The following is an 18,658-nucleotide window of genomic DNA, read 5'->3' on the forward strand; positions in this document are numbered from 1 at the left end:
CCTGAGGCATGGCCGAGATACTCGGCGTCCATGGACAGGCGCCCGCGTCCGACCGTGACGACGATTCCAGTCTGAGGGGGATACAGCAGATGAGTGGGCTCCATGAAAGCGCCCTGCCTTTGACGACCGCGCAGCGCGGTGTCTGGGTCGGAGAAAAAGTCGGCGCGAGCGATGCCGTGATGAACATCGCAGAAGCCGTGGAGATCTTCGGCGCGATCGATCCGCTGCATTTCCAGCGTGCCCTGCAACAGGTGGCGAGCGAGGTGGAACCGATCCGCCTGCGCATCGTCGAACGCGACGGCAAGCCGCAACAGATCGTGCGTCCCACCTACGATTGGGAATTCCCCTTCATCGACGTCAGCGCCGAAGCCGATCCACGGGCGGCGGCCGAGGCCTGGATGCACGCGGAACTGAGCCGGCCCGTCGACCTGGGGCAGGATCCGCTGTACTTCAGCGCGCTGCTCAAGCTCGCCGAGGACCGCTACTTCTGGTACCACCGCGCGCATCACGCGATCTTCGACGGATACACCGGCAGCATCGTATCGATGCGCGTGGCCGAGCTGTACTCGGCCTATGTCGAGGGCATCGCTCCTCCCCCTTGCGAATTCGGCACGCTGGCCGAACTGGTCGAGGCGGAAACCGCCTATCGCGACTCCGATCGCCTGCGCCGCGACCGCACCTATTGGCACGAACAACTCGCCGGCCTGCCGGAGCCGGCAACGCTCGCGCGCAAATCCGCGCGCAAGGCCGGCAGCCTGTGCCACAGCAGCGGCTACATTCCCGTCGCCACCGCCAACGCACTCGCCGAACTCGGCAAGCGCGTCTCCGCCAGTTCGCCGCAGGTGCTGATCGCGCTGATCGCGGCCTACTACCATCGCGCCACCGGCGTGGACGATCTGGTCTTCGCCATGCCGGTGTCCGGGCGCGTCAATCACACCCTGCGCCGCTGCCCCGGCATGGTGGCCAACGCGGTTCCCATTCGCCTCAACTTCACGCCGGAGATGAGCGCGCTCGACCTGTTCGGACAGGTCTCGCGCACCGTGCGCCAGGCGCTGCGGCATCAGCAGTATCGCTACGAGGACCTGCGTCGCGATCTCGGCCTGGTCGGCCAGGGGCAGCAGATCGCCAGGCTCGGCATCAACATCGAGCCGTTCGATTACCAGATCAGCTTCGGCGGCGTGCCGGCGACCTCGCACAACCTGTCCAACACCACCCAGGAAGACCTGATCGTCTTCGTGTTCGACCGCAACAACGGCAGCGATCTGTGCGTGATGTTCGACGCCAATCCCGCGCTCTATTCGATCGAGGAACTGCACGAGCATCGCCATCGGCTGATGCGCCTGATCGACGCGGTGCTGGCCGATCCCGAGCAGGCGCTGCGGAAGATCGACATCCTCGGCGAAGCCGAACGCCATCGCCTGCTGGTCGAATGGAACGATACCGCCGCGCCAGATGCCGACCTCGACACCAGCCTGCCCGCCATCGTCGCCCGCCATGCGGCCTTGACGCCGGACGCGCCGGCCGTGGTCTTCGGCAGCACGGTGTTGAGCTACCGCGAACTGCACGCACGCAGCGTGCGCGAAGCGCGTCGCCTGCTCGCCGACGGCGTGCTGCCCGGCGACATCGTCGCCGTCGCCCTGCCGCGCAGCGAACAGATGCTGATCGAGCTGCTGGCGATCATGCGCACGGGCGCGGCCTACCTGCCGCTGGATCTCGACGCGCCGGCCGAGCGCGTCGCCATGATGCTCGACGATGCCTCACCGATCGCGCTGATCGCCGAACCCGACACCTGCCAGCGACTGGCCCGGCTCGACATGCTCATGCTCACCCCCGAGGAGGAGAGCGGCATCAAGGGGGGGCTGGCCGACGAGACACTCCCGGGAACATCCCTGATCGAGCCGGATCTCGCGCTGCCCGAGACCACGGCCTACATCCTCTACACCTCCGGCTCCACCGGCCGTCCCAAGGGCGTGGAAGTCAGCCATCGCAATCTCAACAACTTCCTGCTCGGTGCGCAGCATGTGCTCGGCCTGAGCGCGAATGACCGGTTCCTGGCGGTGACGACGATCATCTTCGACATCGCCGCGGTGGAACTATTCCTGCCGTTGCGCGTGGGCGCGCGCACGGTCATCGCAAGCTACGAGGCCGTGCGCAGCCCGCCATTGCTCGCGCGCCTGATCCAGGAGAGCCGCGCCACCTATCTGCAGACCACGCCGTCCTTGTGGCGCGTGCTGCTGACCTGCCCGCAGATGGAGCTGGACGACATCCACGTGGTGGTCGGCGGCGAGGCGCTGAGCTCCGACCTGGCCATCAAGCTCAAGCGCGAAGCCGCGCGCGTCACGCAGATCTATGGGCCGACCGAAACCACCATCTGGTCGACGACCTACGAACTGCCCGACGATTCGCTGCAAACGCTCGCCGAAGGCATTCCCGCGCCGATCGGCCGCCCGCTCGTCAACACGCGCCTGTACGTGCTCGACGCCAGCGGACAGCTGGTACCCACCGGCACCATCGGCGAGCTGTACATCGGTGGCAGCGGCGTAGCCAAGGGCTATCTGAATCGTCCGCAGTTGACCGGCGAACGCTTCCTCCCCGACCCCTTCGCCGCCGACGGCAGCCGCATGTATCGCACCGGCGACCTGGTGCGCTGGCGCGACGACGGCCTGATCGAATTCATCGGGCGCGCCGATGGCCAGGTGAAGATCCGCGGCCATCGTGTCGAGCTTGGCGAGATCGAGCATCAGCTGCTCGGCCACATCGCGGTCGGCGAGGCGGTGGTCACGGCGCACCACGATGCCGAGGAAGGCACGCACCTGGCCGCGTATCTGGTGCCGAAGTTCGGTGCCACCGTCGATCCGGATGCGGTGCGCACCCATCTCGCGAAGCATCTTCCTGGGTACATGATTCCCTCCAGCTTCACGCTGCTGGACGTCCTGCCGCTGACGCCGAGCGGCAAGCTCGACCGCAAGGCGCTGCCGGCGCCGGAACGCGTCCGCCGCGCGACCTATGCGCCGCCGGTGACGGACGTGGAGAAACAGCTCGTCGCCCTGTGGCAGGACATCTTCGGTCTGGAACGCGTCGGCATCCACGACAACTTCTTCGAGCTGGGCGGCGATTCGCTCACCGCCGCCGAGATGATCGCGCGTTCCTCGGAGTACTTCTCCGCGGAGCTGCCGCTGGCGAGCTTGTTCGAGGCTTCCACCATCGCGCAGCTGGCCACCTATCTGCAGCGCGCGCAGCACGAGGACGATCCGCTGGCGACGGTGCTGCCGCTACGCGCGTCGCCGCACGAGCGTCCGTTGTTCTGCCTGCATCCGGTGACCGGCCTGAGCTGGGGCTTCTCCAGCCTGCTGCGGCATCTGGACAACGAACTGCCGATCTACGGCCTGCAATCGCACGGCCTGCGCGGCGACGCGGTCTTGCCGGGCAGCATCGAGGAGATCGCCACCCACTATCTCGCACAGATGCGGCAAGTCCAGAAGCACGGGCCGTACCGGTTGCTGGGCTGGTCGATGGGCGGCCTGATCGGTCATGCCATCGCCGCGCAGTTGGAAGCGGAAGGCGAAAGCGTGGAGTTCCTGGCGATGATGGATTCCTATCTTTTCGCCGCCGCGCCCACGATGGATGAAGCACAGGAAATCCAGGCCGCCCTGCACTTCCTCGGCTTCCATTGCCATGCCGAGACGAACCCGCCGCCGCACATGGAAGCGCTGGCCGATCTACTCTATCAGGAATATGGCGTGCACTCGCAACCGCTGGTGCAAGGACTGTTGAAGCGCAACCCGAGGCTGCTCGATCACGTCACCACGGTGACGCGCAACAACCTCGCGCTGGCGCGTCGCTACCGGCCGTCCCGGATCGATGCCAGCGTGGTGTTCTTCCGCGCCACCGACCATCAGCACCACGATGCGATCGACAGCATCCTGCAATACAACCCAGGCGCATGGCGTTCCTACATCGGCGGGCGCTTCGAGGTGCACGAGATCGATTGCCATCACCAGAAGATGCTCGATCCGGTGCCGGCCGCGCGGATCGGTCGTGTCCTGCGACGTCAGTTCAACCATCAGCGCGCGATGGCCGACGTCGCGGCGCCGGTGCTGCCGGAAGTGTCGTGGCAGGAGCCCATCCCGGCTTTCGGCTGACGTCTTCACATTCCAGGCAACGACATGACCGCACCGATCGCGATCTTCACCGTCGGCACGCAGGGCGATATCCGCCCTTGCGTGGCGCTGGGCCTCGGGCTGCAGCGTGCCGGCTTCCCGGTGCGCATCGTCACCGACAAGAGCTTCGAGCCGCTCGTGCGCAACAACGGGCTGGACTTCTTTCCACTGACCGCCGATTTCCAACAACTGCTGGAAGCCGATCGCAGCATTGCCGACAAGGGCCTGGATCTGCGCCAGATGGCGCGAATCTTCCGCGACAGCTACGCCAACTGGGCCAAGGACTGGGTGGCACAGGGACAGGCGGCGATCGAAGGCGCCAGCCTGATCGTCGGTGTCGGCAACGTCACCCTGCTCGCCAAATCATTGGCCGAGGCACACGCACTCCCGTTCATCAGCATGCAGTTGCAGCCGTCGCTGATGCCGTCGGGAATCCTGGCGCCGATGGTCCTGGCCGGCTCCGGACGCAAACTGCCGGCGAGCGTCAACGTGAGCATCTACCACCTGCTGCGCGTGCTGGTGTGGCGGGTGATGAAGCCGGCCATCAACGATATCGTGCGTCCGCAACTGGGGCTGACTCCGCACCCCTGGTACGGACCTTATTTCCATCGCGGCCGCGAACTCCTCAACCGCGTGATCTACGGATTCAGCCGCCACGTGGTGCCACGGCCCGCCGACTGGCCGCATACGGCGCAGATCGCAGGTTACTGGTTCCTGCAGGAGCCGCAGTGGCAACCTTCCGAAGCGTTGCGGAATTTCCTCGACGCCGGCCCCAAGCCGGTCTACATCGGCTTCGGCAGCATGGTGAGCAGCAACGCCACCGCCTTCACCGACACCGTGCTCGAAGGCGTGCGCAGGAGTGGCCAGCGCGCGGTGCTGGCGACCGGGTGGGGCGGGCTGGAGGGCGAGGAAGGTCCGCAGGACGAGAAGACCTTCTTCATCCGCAGCGCGCCGCATGACTGGCTGTTCCCGCACATGTCGGCGGCCGTGCATCACGGTGGTGCCGGCACGTCCGCGGCGGCCGCACGCGCGGGGATTCCTTCGGTGATTGTGCCCTTCTACGGCGACCAGCCGTTCTGGGCGCGCAGCCTGCACAACCAGGGCGTGGCGCCGCCCGCGCTCGATCGCCAGCACCTGCACCCGGAAACACTGGCCGAGGCGCTGACGGAAACCGCGCGCCCCATCATGCAGGACGCCGCGCAACTGCTCGGCCGCCGCATCCGCGCCGAGGATGGCGTGGCCGAGGCGATCCGCTACCTGCGCACCTGGGGACTGCTGCGCCGCGGCACGGCGGTGCTGCAACGGAGCGCCGCATGAAGCTCGGCTGGCGCAACTTGACGGGCGGACTGGGCGTGACTGCCTTGTTGCTGGGCAAGGCGGCGCTGGCGCGCCGGCCGGCTCCGCTCACCCTGCACGAACGCCTGGCCATGCTGCCCAGCGAAGGGGCCCCGGTGGACGCCGAGGTGACCATCCGCTGGAACTCGCACCAGGTGCCTTTCATCGAAGCCGCCAGCGACACCGATCTGATGGCCGCGCTCGGCGCGGTGCATGCTCATTTGCGACTGGGCCAGATGGAACTGGCGCGGCGTATCGCCTTTGGCCGCGTCTCCGAGATGATCGGTTCGATGGGCGTGGAGGTGGATCGCGCGCTGCGCCTGTTCGATTTCGGCCGCGCATTGCCGCAGATCCTGGACGCGATGTCGGAGGAGGAGCGCGGCCTGGCCGAGCATTTCGTCGCCGGCATCAACCACGTGCTGCTGAACAGCCGCGAAAAGCCACTCGAGTTCGAGTTGCTGCGCATGAAAGTCGAACCCTGGACGCTGGTGGACCTGCTCACCTATCAGCGGCTGACCTGCACCGACCTCAGCTGGATGATCTGGATGCGGCTGCTGCCGTTGCGCGAACGCCTGCCGTCCGAGGTCTGGCAGGCGCTATGGCCGCGACTGCTGACCGGCGGCATGCCGGCCGCGGCGACCGCCAGTTGGCATGAGCTGGATGGCCGCGCGGTCACCACGATGCTGCGCGGCGGCAGCAACTCGGTGGCCGTGGCGGCGCGGCGCAGTCGCAGCGGCGCGGCGCTGATCGCCAGCGATCCGCACCTCTCCCTGCAACTACCCAATGTCTGGTTGATCGCCGGCATGCGTTCGCCCGGATTCCACTGCGTCGGGCTGATGATGCCCGGGCTGCCGTCCATGCCGCTGGGCCGCAATCCCTGGATCGCCTGGGGCGGCACCAGCCTGCACGCGCAGAGCAGCGACCTGTTCGACGTTTCCACCCTTCCGGCGGGCGCGATCCGCGAACGCGAGACCATCGTCCACGTGCGCGGCGGCCGGTCGCGTCGCCTGCGTCTGCGCGAAAGCGAGTTGGGCCCGATCGTCTCCGACGGCATCCTGTTGTCCTGCAAGCAGCCGCTGGCCCTGCGCTGGATGGGCCATCACCCCAGCAACGAACTGGGCGCCTTGCTCGGCGTGGCACGGGCACGCGATTTCGAGTCCTTCCACCAGGCGCTGCAAGGCTACGGCGTCTCTGGCGTCAACTTCGTGTTCGCCGGCCACGATGGCCGGGTTGCACACGTCCTGGGCGCGCATCTGCCACGTCGCACCTCGGTGCCGCCAGCGGATCTCGTGCTACCCGCGCAAGCCGCCGCCCAATGGAATCAAATCGAGAACACCGCCAACCTGCCGACGCGCATCGATCCGCAGGAAGGCTTCGTGGTTTCGGCCAATCAACGCCCGCATCGGAGCGAGTTTCCGGTCGGCTATTTCTTCGCATCCAACGACCGCGCCGACCGCCTGGCCGCCCTGCTCGACCGCGACCGGCCGCTGGCCGCAGAGGATATGTACCTGATCCAGCGCGACGTTTCCGGAACAGGCAGCCTGCGTCTGCGCGAACACCTGGCGGCGGCCTTGCCGGCGCGAGTCCGCAATCCGGGACAGCAACGCCTGCTGGATGCCCTGCGGCAATGGGATGGCGAATACGGTCGCGAGTCCGCGGGCGCCCTCGCCTTTGAACTGCTGCTGGCGGGGACGGCCCGGGGCCTGGGCAATCGCCACCTGCTGCCGGCCTATCAAACCGTATGGACGACCCGCTCGTTGCTGCTGGAAGACCTGAAGGTGGCGAGCGGCCCCGAATTACGCCGCGCGACCCGGCGCGCGTTGCCGGTCGCGGCACGACAGCTGCGTCAGCACAAACGCTGGGGCGCGGTGCATCGCGTCCGGTTGAAGCACATGCTCGGCAGCCTGCCGGGACTGGGGCGCAGGCTGCATGCACCCGCCTTCGAGGGCGAAGGCGGCAACAACACCGTGCAGAAGAGTGCCCACCCACTGCAGGCCGGCGCGCACGAAGCCGATTTCGGCTCCTGCGCACGACATGTCTCGGACCTTTCGGACCTGGACGCCAACGAGTTCGCATTGCTCGGCGGCCAGGATGGATGGGCCGGCAGCGCCAACTATCTCGACCAGATCGCCCTGTGGCGGCGCGGCGAATACATCCGGGTCCCGATGCGTGAATCCAGCGTGCGCGCCGCATTTCCCCACACAACCGTGTTACGGCCGGCCGCGCTGCGCCAGGCGGGACAGGCATGAGACGGCCCCTTACCCTGCCGGAACGCGTGATGTATCAGGACGGGCGCGCTCCCATCGCGATCGTGCTGCCGATCGAAATCCACGGACAGCTCTCCGAGGAACGGCTGCACAACGCGCTGGCGGGATTGCAGGCCAAGCACCTGCTGCTGCGCTGCCTGATCGAATACAAGGATGGACGCCCCTGGTTCGAGGAGCAGGAATCCCCGCCGCCGATTCCGCTGCGCATCCTCGCGCGCAAGAACTCGGATGATTGGGTGCGCGAATGCGGCAACGAGGAAGCACGCCTGTTCGACGCCGGCGCCCCGCTCGTCCGCCTCACCTGGCTGCGCGGCGAGGATGCGAGCGAATTGCTGCTGACCTGCCATCACTGCCTTTGCGATGGCGCATCGGTGGTGACGCTGCTGCGCGAACTGCTGCTGTTGCACGACACGCCCGAACACGACATCGGGCGCGACGATTCGCTGCACACCTATGCGGAACTGCTGCCGGACGCGGTGCTGCAGGATCGTGGCCTGCAACGCCGGATACGCTGGCTGGCGACGCTGCTTCGGCTCGTGATCCGGATTTTCCCTGCCGGACGCGCGCTGGCCTACAACAACAGATACACGCTGCGCTGGACACTGGATCAATCCACGTTGCAGGCGCTGAACCAACGCTGCGAGGCCGAGGGCATCAGCGTGTTCGGCGCGCTGAGCGTGGCGCTCATCCTGGGCTTTCGCGATGTGTGCGGGGCGCGCGGCGTCAAGAAATTCACCGTGCCGGTGGATGCGCGCAAATTCCTGCCGAAGTTGCAGGCCGATCACCTGTTCCTGATCGCCCCGACCATCGACGTGACGCTGGAGACGCCCGAGGCCGACAAGATCACCGAAGCGGGTTTCTGGAACCTCGGGCGCGCGCTCAAAGCGGACATGTGGCAAAAAATCGGCCGGCTCGGCGCGAAGTTCTACCGGCATCTGCTGGGCATGGAATATCTGCACGCGGTCTACGCCAAGATGATCGCGCTAGCCGCGTCGCGCCCAGCGGCGTGCAATGTCAGCCTCAGCTATCTCGGTCGCCTGGACATGACGCAGGATCGCCGCGATTTCCGGATCGTGGCGGTGCACAGCCCCTCGGCGGCACTGACACCCGCGCCCTTGATCATGATCAGCCGCTTCGCGGGGACCCTGGATTTTTCATTCGTCGCCGACGAGCAATGCCTGCCCCGCTCGCAGGCCATCGCCATCCGGGACATGGCGATGAAGATACTTCACGATTGCGCGCAGCTGCCAGCCGAAGCCGAGTCCAGGATCGAACCGGCGGCCACGCCGTCGCTTCCGGTTCCGATGGAGGTGACCGCATGAGCGCGAACAGCTTCGGCCTGATCTTCGTCCTCTATCATCCGTCCGAGGAATTCCTGCATAACCTGCGGAAAGCCCTGGCGGTGTGTCCGAACGTGGTCGCGGTCGACAATTCGTCGGAAGCCGACACCGGCCTGCATGACACGCTGCGGCGCGACGGCGCCACCGTGATCTTCAACCGCAATCGCGGCGGCCTCGCCGGCGCCTACAACCGCGGCGCGGAAATCCTGCTGGCGAAAGACTGCGACGTGATCTTCCTGCTCGACCAGGATTCGGACATCGATGCGTCCTTCTTCGAGAAGATGATGCAGGCATGTTCCGGGCTCGACACCGACACCTTCCTGGTCGGCCCGAAGATCCACGAGATCAACCTCGGCAAATGCATGCCGGTGTTTCCGCCCGGACCTCGCTTCCCCAAGCCCAGGCGCATCGATCACGAGACCGAAGGCCTCTTCCCCACGTTGTTCATCATCTCCTCCGGTTCGGCCATTTCGGCGCAGGCCTACCGCAAGCTGGGCGCCTTCCGCGAGGACTATTTCATCGAGTACATCGACATCGAATACGGCCTGCGCGCCTCCAGCCACGATGTTCCCGTCTACATGAACGCCGCCGTCACCATGCGCCAGACCACCGGCCACATCGTGCGCCACGGCAAGCTGTTCACCACGCACCACCCGGCCTGGCGCCGCTACTACGGCGCGCGTAACGCGGTTCATGCGCTGGCGCTGTACAAATCGAAGTGGGGCCTGCATTGGCTGACCGGCTTGCTGGCTTTCCACCAGGCGCTCTGCGTCCTGCTGTTCGAACCGCAGAAGCTGCGGAAGATCACCGCGATCCTGGTCGGTTATCTGGATGGGCTGTTCGGCAGACTCGGCCCCTTCGAAAGCAGGCATCCGAGGATCTTCTCGTTCTGCACGGGCGCCGCGCCGGAAAAGCCCGCCCCCGACAGCGCCCCGACGATCACGGTCGAGTCTTCGCAGACAAACGAAACATGAAACGAAAACTCTCCACGATCGAGCGCCTGATCGACGGCAACCTCTGCTGGCGCATTGCCCTCGAAGGCGATCTCACCGCAGAACAGCTGCGCGCATCCCTCGACAAGGTGCAGCGCAAGCACCCGGCGCTGCGAATGCTGATCCGCGAAGCGGGTGGCGAACTCTTCTACGAGCTCGAGGCCGCGCGGCAGATTCCGTTGCGCGTGGTCGAATGGGTCTCCGCGGAGCATCGTGCCCAGGAATGCGAAACCGAAGCCTATGCGCCATTCCCGCCCGGCCAGCCGCAGCTGCGCATGGTCTGGTTGCGGCGCGCGCACGAGGTTCCCGGCGTGCGCGACGAGTTGCTCCTCACCAGCCCGCACCGCGTCTGCGACGGCATGAGCATGTTCATCATCCTCCGTGAACTGCTGCAGGGATTGCACTCGGATCAGGAATTGATTCCTTATCCCGCTCCCACCATCCAGGACATCATCGGCGGCTTCCACGACAAGCATGCCTGGAAACGAAAGCTGCTGGCGCGTGCGATCAATGCGCTGTTCGCGCTCATTCCGTCTTCCCGGCGTCCGCTCGTGAATCGCGAGCATCGCCTGGAATGGGCAATGAGCCATGACAACTCGGAGCGCCTGAGACGACGCTGCAAGAGTGAAGGTGTCCTGCTCCATGCCGCGATGCTGGTCGCGCTGGGCGAGGCCCTGTCCGTGCTCGGCAAGCGCGCGCCCGAATGGATCGAGAGTCCGGTCGACGCCAGGCGCGGACGGCTGCCCATGCTGAAGGACGACATGCTGTTCTTCGGCGGCGGCTCCTTCAAGGTCTCCGCGCGACAGGACACCGGGCGCGACTTCTGGCAGCGCGCGCGGGACACCGGCGAGGTGATGGGCCGGAAGATCGAACAGGACATCGCCGACATTCCCGGCAAATACCAGTTCTGCGAAATGCTGGTGCCGCCACCGGCCGGAAAGTTGCGTTCGATCGTGCGCCTGGGCGATGCGGTGAGCCGCACCGGCTGCTGGAACCAGATCACGTTCTCCAATCTGGGCAATGTCGCGCTCGACGACGCGGCTTCTCCGCTGGTGGTGAAAGACTTCAGCCTCTACGCGCACTCGTTCACGATCAGGACGCTCGGCATCATCGTCTATGGCCTGCATGGCCAGCTGCGTTTCGTCTACACCGGCAGCGAGACCTGCCTGGACCTTGGACAGGCCGAAGCGCTGGGGCGCGCGTTCATCGCTTCGCTGGACAGATGTGTCGCCGACAGTGATGCCGTCCAGCGCGAATCCCCGGCGCGGGAATCCCTGAGCCTGGGAACCGGCACGCCAACGCTCGGCATGACCAGCCACCACCGCGAGCAGGCGAAGTCACCAGAACTTCTCTCGTGATCCTAAACATGCTTTTACAAAGCACGCTTTTACAAAGCATGCTCCTACAAGGCACGTCCTTACGAAGCACGTTCTTACGAAGCACGTCCTTACTAAGCACGAACTTGTTAAGATCGCCGCTCTCACTCCTGGCGCGGCTTTCCGGTTCCGGGCCGCGCACCGGCTCCTAGCCGCGCCCAAACGCGCGGTTCCAGGTGGACCGGCCATTCGGGGCCGCGATGCACGCCTCGCAGGCGAATAGCCAGGCCCCCACCTCATGTCTTCCGGAACCCTGCTCTACGCCCAGTCCGGCGGCGTCACCGCCGTCATCAACGCCACCGCCTCCGCCGTCATCACCGAGGCGCGCGCCCGCAAGGTGAAGGTGCTCGCCGCGCGCAACGGCATCCTTGGTGCGCTGCGCGAGGAGCTGATCGATACCTCGAAGGAATCCGCCGCCGCGATCCGCGCGCTCGCGCACACGCCCGGCGGCGCCTTCGGCAGCTGCCGCGTCAAGCTCAAGTCGCTGGAAGCCGATCGCGCCCGCTACGAACGCCTGCTGGCAGTGCTGAAGGCGCACGACGTGCGCTACTTCCTCTACAACGGCGGCAACGATTCGGCCGATACCGCCAACAAAGTGTCGAAGCTGGCCGCCGAGTTCAACTATCCGCTGACCTGCATCGGCGTGCCGAAGACGGTGGACAACGACCTCGCCGTCACCGACTGCTGCCCCGGTTTCGGTTCCGCGGCGAAGTACACCGCAGTCTCCGTGCGCGAGTGCGCGCTCGATGTCGCCGCAATGGCCGAGACCTCGACCAAGGTGTTCGTGTACGAGGCGATGGGACGCCACGCCGGCTGGCTCGCCGCCGCCGCGGGCCTCGCCGGCAAGACGGCCGACGATGCGCCGCATCTGATCCTGTTTCCCGAACGTCCCTACGACGAAGCCGATTTCCTCGCGCAGGTGCAGAAGATCGTGGCGAAGGTCGGCTACTGCGTCGTGGTCGCGAGCGAAGGCATCCAGACCGCCGATGGCCGGTTCGTCGCCGACGCGGGCGGTGGCAAGGACTCCTTCGGCCACACGCAGCTGGGCGGCGTCGCCTCGTTCCTCGCCGGCCGCGTGAAGGACAAGCTGGGCCTGAAGGTGCACTGGACCCTGCCCGACTACCTGCAACGCTCCGCGCGCCACATCGCCTCCAAGACCGATCTCGACCAGGCCATGGCCGTTGGCAAGGCCGCGGTGCAGTTCGCGCTCAAGGGCATGAACGCGACGATGCCGGTGATCAAGCGCACCTCCGATGCGCCCTATCGCTGGAAGATCGAAGCCGCGCCGCTCGACAAGGTGGCCAATCACGAGAAGAAGATGCCGGCGAACTTCGTCCGCAAGGACGGCTACGGCATCACCCCGGCCGCGCGCAAATACCTGGAACCGCTGATCCGTGGCGAGGCGCCGCCGCCCTACGGGCGCGACGGCATTCCGAACTACGTCGTCTTGAAAAATGTCGCGGTGCGGCAGAAGCTGCCGGCCTGGGAGGGATAGGCGTTCGCGAGTTCGGGATCCCTCGATCCAAGCACGAGGCGGAAATGACAGACTCCGGGCACCTTCGCATGCTCACCCGCTACAAGGCGTGGGCGAACGATCTCATTTACGGCGCGCTGTCGGAAATTCCGGATGCCGAACTGACCAAGCCGCGGCAGATCTTCTTCGGCAACATCCTGCGCACGCTCAACCACGTCTACCTGATGGACCTGGTGTGGAAATCCCATCTCGAAGGCGTTCCCCATGGCCTCACGACGCGCAACCCGGAGACGTCCCCGCCGTTCGCGCAGGTGCGCGAGGCCCAGAAACACATCGACGCCTGGTACACGGGCTATGCCGAAACGCTGCAAGGAGATGCCGGCGAGGAAGTCGTCGAATTCACCTTCATCGGTGGCGGCACGGGAGCGATGAGCCGCCGCGACATCGTGCTGCATGTGGTGAACCACGGCACCTACCATCGCGGCCACATCGCGGCGATGATGTATCAGGTTCCGTGCTTTCCGCCGACGAGCGACCTGCCCGTATTCCTGCGCGAGACCGGATTACAGGCGCAGGGCCTCGCCACACCTTGACCTTGCACCCGAGGTCCTGATGCCGAAGCCATCGATGCACCCGGAGAACGGTTGATGGAGAAGTGGATTCTGCTCGGTCTGGCCCCGGTCTTCCTGGCGCTGATCGTCTGGGAGGCCTTGTACTGGCGCCGCCGCCAGCCGGAGAACTACAGCCTGAAGGATGTCGCCTCCAACGCGGTCCTGGCGCTCATGCACCAGGCGTCCGACGCCGTTGCCTGGACGGTGGTGATCGGCCTCTTCTATCTCGTCTACCAATACCGCGTGTTCGATCTGCCGCCGGCCTCGGTCTGGACGGTCGCCGCGTTGTTCGTCGCCCAGGATTTCTTCTACTACTGGTTCCACCGCGCCAGCCATCGCATCCGCTGGATGTGGGCCTCACATGTCACCCATCACTCTTCCGAGCGACTGAATTTCTCCACCGCGTTCCGGCAAAGCCTCACTTATCCGATCTCGGGCATGTGGCTGTTCTGGCTGCCGCTGGCCTGGCTCGGCTTCGATCCGACCCACATCATCGCGGTGGTGGCGATCAATCTCGCCTTCCAGTTCTTCGTGCACACGCAGGCGGTCGGCAAGCTCGGCTGGCTCGAATATGTGTTCAACACGCCTTCGCACCATCGCGTCCATCACGCACGTAATCCGAAGTACATCGATCGCAACTACGCCGGCGTGCTGATCATCTGGGACAAGCTGTTCGGCACCTACGTCGACGAGGATCCGGCCGTGCCGTGCGAATACGGCATCATCGGCCAGATCCACAGCCATAATCCGATCACCCTGACCTTCCACGAATGGATCGCGATGTTCCGCGATGCGACACGCGTGGGTGGCTTGCGCGGCGCGTTCTGGCAACTGTTCTGCCCACCGGAACAAGCGGACTCCCACAGGCGGCGCCAAGCCGCTTCGTGACGGCGTTTCCGATGCATTCCGTTGTTCCTGCGCCGGCTTGCGGCGCGAACATGCTCACATCACGCGGCGGCTCTTTGTCGGATCATCGAGATGGATGACGAAGCCACCTGGATCGCGGCTCAACGACAGAAGCAGTTCCAGGGTCGTACATCTCCGTCAGCGGCACATCGCCCACGCACGCTTCTCCGGAAATCGATACCATCCCCCTACTCACACTGCGACGACCAAACGAAGAGGTCTCCATGCGCAATGTCCTCTGGTTGCTGATGATTTCGTCCGCGCTCTCCATCGCACCTTCGGTGTTTGCCGCGGACAAGCAGGCGCAACCCGAATGCGCCAGCAATTTCTCCAGTTCTGGCAACTATATTCGCGGCAAACAGTTCACCACCCACGCCCTCCTGCCAGACGTGCGTGCGGAGGCGGCCTACAAGGGCGCCTACGAGTTCATCGACAAAAAAGGCGGGTATTTGACCGTCAGGGGCGACAAGAAGGCCGGTGCCATCTACGCCTCGCACTCGGTGACCATGTCCGTCAGAACCGCCCCGCTCCACGTCACGATCACGCCGGAAGGCAAGGGCAGCAAGATCAACATCACATTTTCGATCAGCACCGGGATGCTGACTTCGAAAAAATCAGTCCGCGAGCAGTTCTGCAAGATCACCAACGCGGCGGCTGGCGGTTAGCGGCGGCGGCCGTCGCCTGCGATCACTGCACGGAATAGTAAAGTGCCAGCGCTGTCCCGAAGCAGGACAGCGCCGTTGAACCCGCTCAGCACTTACTCGTGCGTCTTGATCGGGTGGCAGGAAGGTGCCGACAGCGTCGGCGCGGACAACAGGACGCCCGGCATCATGCGGGCGGTGCAATCGAACTTTCTGCCCTTCGTCGTCGTTGCGACGTAGCTGATGTCCTGTCCGCCCAGCGAATCGGCAGTCCCCGCGCGCACATTGCTCACGGTCAGCTCGTCAGAGGAGGCCAGGCCCAGAATCTTGGCGGTTTCGGTCTGGAGCGGAACGATGGCCTGGTCAGTCGTCATCGTGGCACACCCGGTCACCAACACGGCGACGAGAATCGCGGCATGGATAAGCTTCGTCTTCATTGAGTAACGATCCTAGTTTTATGGTTGTCCTACGCGGAGCCCATTAACCTGCGCAAGCACGGTTTCCAATAAGGCCCCATCCCCGTACGCTCGCCAGGCGGGAGCGCGGTTTGCCAGTTAATCCAGCAAACTCGCGTTCGAGTATGGTCAATGCCCTAACGGGTGTCAACGAAAACACAACACTTGATTCCCGCGCTCCGCGGGCTTGCCAGCCTCGCGTGAATTCGACGCAGGACAGCCTCAATGCACGATCACCATCACGGTCTTCAAGATCCTCACGGCCAGTGATTACCGTGCCCCGCAACTATGGGCAAGCCTTGCCCTCGACCCCCATCTCGGCCGCGAACATCGGCACCGCCGGAAGCTTGCCGGCGGCGGCGGTCTTCTTCGCCTCTTCGAGATAGATGCGCGACTGGCCCTGGCCGTCGAGTTTCTGGGTCTGGTCAACCGAACGGCGCCAGATGCGGACCACGGCCTGCTGCGAGGGACAGGCGGCGCTGGGAATACGGATCAGGTCGTTGAACTTCCAGCCGTCGGCTTCCGAAGGCTTCGCCTTGGCGGCATCGACGAGGCGCGCGCGCGGCTGGCAAGTCGGGCTGATCCGCACCACGGAGAATTTGTACGGCTCGGCGGCCTGGCCGGTGAACACGCCCTCGATGCGAGCGCAGGTTTCTGGAATCTGGCGCACGGTATGCACCACGCCATTGGCTTGCGGAGTGGCTTCAGGCCGCTTGATCTCGGGCACCGGATCGGCAGCCGCGGCAGGCAGCACGGTCAGCAGCAGACAAGGAAGGAGCAGTCGACGCATGGGAGACTCCAGGAGCATGGATGGCAAAACAAGCTGGCGGGCAAGGCTGGCACGAGACGCCTGAATCGGCGCCCACACCCGGGACGCATTGCGATCGGCCCAGGCGCCGTCGACAGTGGGCCACCGGAACACGGCTCTTCACTACGACAGTCCCAATTCACCTCGCCTGCGCCGCACCGCAACATGGGATGCGGCTACGCTATGCCATAGTCCTGTGGTTGTTTCTTTGGCATTCATCTCCGGGGAGGGTTTCATGCTCGAGCAGTACGGTTTGTGGCTGGCGCTGGCGTGCGCCATCGTCGCGATTCTCTACGGCGTGTTCTCGGCGGGCTGGATCAACCGCCAGCCGGCCGGCAACGAACGGATGCAGGAAATCGCAGGCGCGATCCAGGAAGGCGCGCGTGCTTATCTCAACCGGCAGTACACCACTATTTCAATCGCCGGCGCCGTGCTGTTCGTGGTGATCGGTTTCGCACTGAGCTGGTACACGGCGATCGGTTTCCTGATCGGCGCCGTGCTCTCGGGCGCGGCCGGCTACATCGGCATGAACGTTTCGGTGCGCGCCAACGTGCGCACCGCCGAAGCCGCGCGCAAGGGCATGGGACCTGCGATGGACGTGGCGTTCCGCGGCGGCGCGATCACCGGCATGCTGGTGGTCGGGCTCGGCCTGCTCGGTGTGGCGGGCTATTGGCTGATCCTGGCCAAGCTTGGCGTGACTGGCGAAGCCGCGCTGCACGCGCTGGTCGGCCTCGCGTTCGGTTCATCGCTGATCTCGATCTTCGCGCGCCTGGGCGGCGGCATCTTCACCAAGGGCGCCGACGTTGGCGCCGATCTGGTGGGCAAGGTCGAAGCCGGCATCCCGGAAGACGATCCGCGCAACCCGGCCGTGATCGCGGACAACGTCGGTGACAACGTCGGCGATTGCGCCGGCATGGCGGCCGATCTGTTCGAAACCTACGCGGTGACAGTGATCGCGACAATGCTGCTCGGCGGCCTGATGGCCGAACAAGTCGGCGCCAACGCCGTGCTGTATCCGTTGGTGCTGGGCGGCGTATCGATCATCGCTTCGATCATTGGCGCGTTCTTCGTGAAAGTGAAAACCGGCGGTTCGATCATGGGCGCGCTCTACAAGGGCGTGATCATTTCCGGCGTGCTGGCCGCGATCGCGTTCTATCCGATCACCACGCAGCTGATGGCCGATTCCCCGACCGGCGCCACCAACCTGTACTGGTGCGGCCTGATCGGTCTGGCACTGACCGGCGTGATCGTGTGGATCACTGAGTACTACACCGGCACGCAGTACAAGCCGGTGCAGCACATCGCTGCCGCGTCCACCACCGGCCACGGCACCAACATCATCGCCGGCCTCGGCGTGTCGATGAAGTCGACGGCGATGCCGGTGATCGCGGTGTGTCTGGCGATCTGGGGCGCCTACGCGCTCGCGGGCCTGTACGGCATCGCCATCGCCGCGACGGCGATGCTGTCGATGGCCGGCATGATCGTCGCGCTCGACGCCTACGGCCCGATCACCGACAACGCCGGCGGCATCGCCGAGATGGCGGAACTGCCGTCGGAAGTGCGCGATGTCACCGATCCGCTCGATGCGGTCGGCAACACCACCAAGGCGGTGACCAAGGGCTACGCGATCGGTTCGGCCGCGCTCGCCGCGCTCGTGCTGTTCGCCGACTACACGCACAACCTGCAGGCCGCCAATCCGGGCGTGACCTTCGCCTTCGACCTCTCCGACCACATGGTGATCATCGGCCTGCTGATCGGCGGCCTGATCCCCTACCTGTTCGGCGCGATGGCGATGGAAGCGGTCGGCCGCGCGGCCGGTGCGGTGGTGGAGGAAGTGCGGCGTCAGTTCCGCGAGATCCCCGGCATCATGGAAGGCACCGGCAAGCCGCAGTACGACAAGGCCGTGGACATGCTGACCAAGTCGGCGATCAAGGAGATGATCCTGCCATCGCTGTTGCCGGTTGCCGTGCCGATCGTGGTTGGCCTGCTGCTCGGTCCGAAGGCGCTGGGCGGTCTGCTGATCGGCACGATCGTGACTGGCCTGTTCGTCGCGATCTCGATGACCACTGGCGGCGGCGCCTGGGACAACGCCAAGAAGTACATCGAGGACGGGCACCACGGCGGCAAGGGCTCCGAGGCGCACAAGGCCGCGGTGACCGGCGATACCGTCGGCGATCCCTACAAGGACACGGCCGGCCCGGCGATCAATCCGCTGATCAAGATCATCAACATCGTGGCACTGCTGCTGGTGCCGCTGCTGCACGTTTGATCGAGATTGGTTTTGGAAAGAAGA

The 18,658-nt window shown here is 65.3% G+C and carries 13 protein-coding genes; 11 read left to right on the plus strand and 2 right to left on the minus strand.

The window, feature by feature from the left end; genetic code table 11:
* The first annotated feature begins 89 nt into the window (after positions 1-89).
* From AC1RNP_RS09985 to AC1RNP_RS10030, 10 genes are all read left to right on the plus strand, one after another.
* Positions 90-4,142 (plus strand): amino acid adenylation domain-containing protein, encoded by a 4,053-nt coding sequence (locus AC1RNP_RS09985; RefSeq protein WP_493051100.1) that lies wholly within the window; start codon positions 90-92, stop codon positions 4,140-4,142.
* 24 nt (positions 4,143-4,166) lie between these two features.
* A complete protein-coding gene (locus AC1RNP_RS09990) occupies positions 4,167-5,477 on the plus strand; it encodes a glycosyltransferase (protein ID WP_493051101.1) in 1,311 nt (436 codons plus the stop codon).
* A complete protein-coding gene (locus AC1RNP_RS09995) occupies positions 5,474-7,744 on the plus strand; it encodes a penicillin acylase family protein (protein WP_493051102.1) in 2,271 nt (756 codons plus the stop codon). Before AC1RNP_RS09990 ends, AC1RNP_RS09995 begins: the two co-directional genes overlap by 4 nt.
* Complete coding sequence (locus tag AC1RNP_RS10000) at positions 7,741-9,084, plus strand: condensation domain-containing protein (protein WP_493051103.1); 1,344 nt, start codon at positions 7,741-7,743, stop codon at positions 9,082-9,084. The genes AC1RNP_RS09995 and AC1RNP_RS10000 overlap by 4 nt, the downstream gene beginning before the upstream one ends.
* On the plus strand, positions 9,081-10,076 hold the full coding sequence (locus tag AC1RNP_RS10005; protein WP_493051104.1) for a glycosyltransferase family 2 protein: 996 nt from the start codon (positions 9,081-9,083) through the stop codon (positions 10,074-10,076). Before AC1RNP_RS10000 ends, AC1RNP_RS10005 begins: the two co-directional genes overlap by 4 nt.
* Positions 10,073-11,452 carry a condensation domain-containing protein gene (locus AC1RNP_RS10010; protein WP_493051105.1) on the plus strand — a complete coding sequence of 460 codons (1,380 nt, stop codon included), beginning with the start codon at positions 10,073-10,075 and terminating at the stop codon, positions 11,450-11,452. The genes AC1RNP_RS10005 and AC1RNP_RS10010 overlap by 4 nt, the downstream gene beginning before the upstream one ends.
* A gap of 256 nt (positions 11,453-11,708) precedes the next feature.
* Positions 11,709-12,965, plus strand: coding sequence for a 6-phosphofructokinase (locus tag AC1RNP_RS10015; RefSeq protein WP_226467910.1), 1,257 nt, complete (start codon positions 11,709-11,711; stop codon positions 12,963-12,965).
* A gap of 44 nt (positions 12,966-13,009) precedes the next feature.
* Positions 13,010-13,537: a DinB family protein gene (locus AC1RNP_RS10020; RefSeq protein WP_493051106.1), complete on the plus strand. Its 528-nt coding sequence runs from the start codon at positions 13,010-13,012 to the stop codon at positions 13,535-13,537.
* Between the two features lie 54 nt (positions 13,538-13,591).
* The gene (locus AC1RNP_RS10025; RefSeq protein WP_493051107.1) at positions 13,592-14,443 is read left to right on the plus strand and encodes a sterol desaturase family protein; all 852 of its coding nucleotides are present in this window, start codon (positions 13,592-13,594) and stop codon (positions 14,441-14,443) included.
* 242 nt (positions 14,444-14,685) lie between these two features.
* Positions 14,686-15,126, plus strand: coding sequence for a hypothetical protein (locus AC1RNP_RS10030; RefSeq protein ID WP_493051108.1), 441 nt, complete (start codon positions 14,686-14,688; stop codon positions 15,124-15,126).
* A 92-nt stretch (positions 15,127-15,218) separates the two neighbouring features.
* Here AC1RNP_RS10030 and AC1RNP_RS10035 read toward each other — a convergent pair whose 3' ends face one another.
* Together AC1RNP_RS10035 and AC1RNP_RS10040 are read right to left on the minus strand one after the other, a co-directional pair.
* Positions 15,219-15,539 (minus strand): hypothetical protein, encoded by a 321-nt coding sequence (locus AC1RNP_RS10035; RefSeq protein WP_493051109.1) that lies wholly within the window; start codon positions 15,537-15,539, stop codon positions 15,219-15,221.
* Positions 15,540-15,843: 304 nt separating this feature from the next.
* On the minus strand, positions 15,844-16,347 hold the full coding sequence (locus AC1RNP_RS10040; protein ID WP_493051110.1) for a hypothetical protein: 504 nt from the start codon (positions 16,345-16,347) through the stop codon (positions 15,844-15,846).
* 253 nt (positions 16,348-16,600) lie between these two features.
* Between AC1RNP_RS10040 and AC1RNP_RS10045 the strand changes: the two genes are divergently transcribed.
* Positions 16,601-18,634, plus strand: a complete 2,034-nt coding sequence (locus tag AC1RNP_RS10045) for a sodium-translocating pyrophosphatase (protein WP_493051111.1) — start codon at positions 16,601-16,603, stop codon at positions 18,632-18,634.
* Positions 18,635-18,658 lie beyond the last annotated feature (24 nt).

Source organism: Luteimonas sp. GW821-FHT14E02 (assembly GCF_058803905.1).

Bases quoted from the DNA above. Each gene is read 5' to 3' on its own strand.
- AC1RNP_RS09990 (WP_493051101.1), top strand. From the start codon at position 4,167: ATGACCGCACCGATCGCGATCTTCACCGTCGGCACGCAGGGCGATATC.
- AC1RNP_RS09995 (WP_493051102.1), top strand. From the start codon at position 5,474: ATGAAGCTCGGCTGGCGCAACTTGACGGGCGGACTGGGCGTGACTGCC.
- AC1RNP_RS10040 (WP_493051110.1), bottom strand. From the start codon at position 16,347: ATGCGTCGACTGCTCCTTCCTTGTCTGCTGCTGACCGTGCTGCCTGCC.
- AC1RNP_RS10010 (WP_493051105.1), top strand. From the start codon at position 10,073: ATGAAACGAAAACTCTCCACGATCGAGCGCCTGATCGACGGCAACCTC.
- AC1RNP_RS10020 (WP_493051106.1), top strand. From the start codon at position 13,010: ATGACAGACTCCGGGCACCTTCGCATGCTCACCCGCTACAAGGCGTGG.
- AC1RNP_RS10025 (WP_493051107.1), top strand. From the start codon at position 13,592: ATGGAGAAGTGGATTCTGCTCGGTCTGGCCCCGGTCTTCCTGGCGCTG.
- AC1RNP_RS10030 (WP_493051108.1), top strand. From the start codon at position 14,686: ATGCGCAATGTCCTCTGGTTGCTGATGATTTCGTCCGCGCTCTCCATC.
- AC1RNP_RS10015 (WP_226467910.1), top strand. From the start codon at position 11,709: ATGTCTTCCGGAACCCTGCTCTACGCCCAGTCCGGCGGCGTCACCGCC.
- AC1RNP_RS10045 (WP_493051111.1), top strand. From the start codon at position 16,601: ATGCTCGAGCAGTACGGTTTGTGGCTGGCGCTGGCGTGCGCCATCGTC.
- AC1RNP_RS10000 (WP_493051103.1), top strand. From the start codon at position 7,741: ATGAGACGGCCCCTTACCCTGCCGGAACGCGTGATGTATCAGGACGGG.
- AC1RNP_RS09985 (WP_493051100.1), top strand. From the start codon at position 90: ATGAGTGGGCTCCATGAAAGCGCCCTGCCTTTGACGACCGCGCAGCGC.
- AC1RNP_RS10005 (WP_493051104.1), top strand. From the start codon at position 9,081: ATGAGCGCGAACAGCTTCGGCCTGATCTTCGTCCTCTATCATCCGTCC.
- AC1RNP_RS10035 (WP_493051109.1), bottom strand. From the start codon at position 15,539: ATGAAGACGAAGCTTATCCATGCCGCGATTCTCGTCGCCGTGTTGGTG.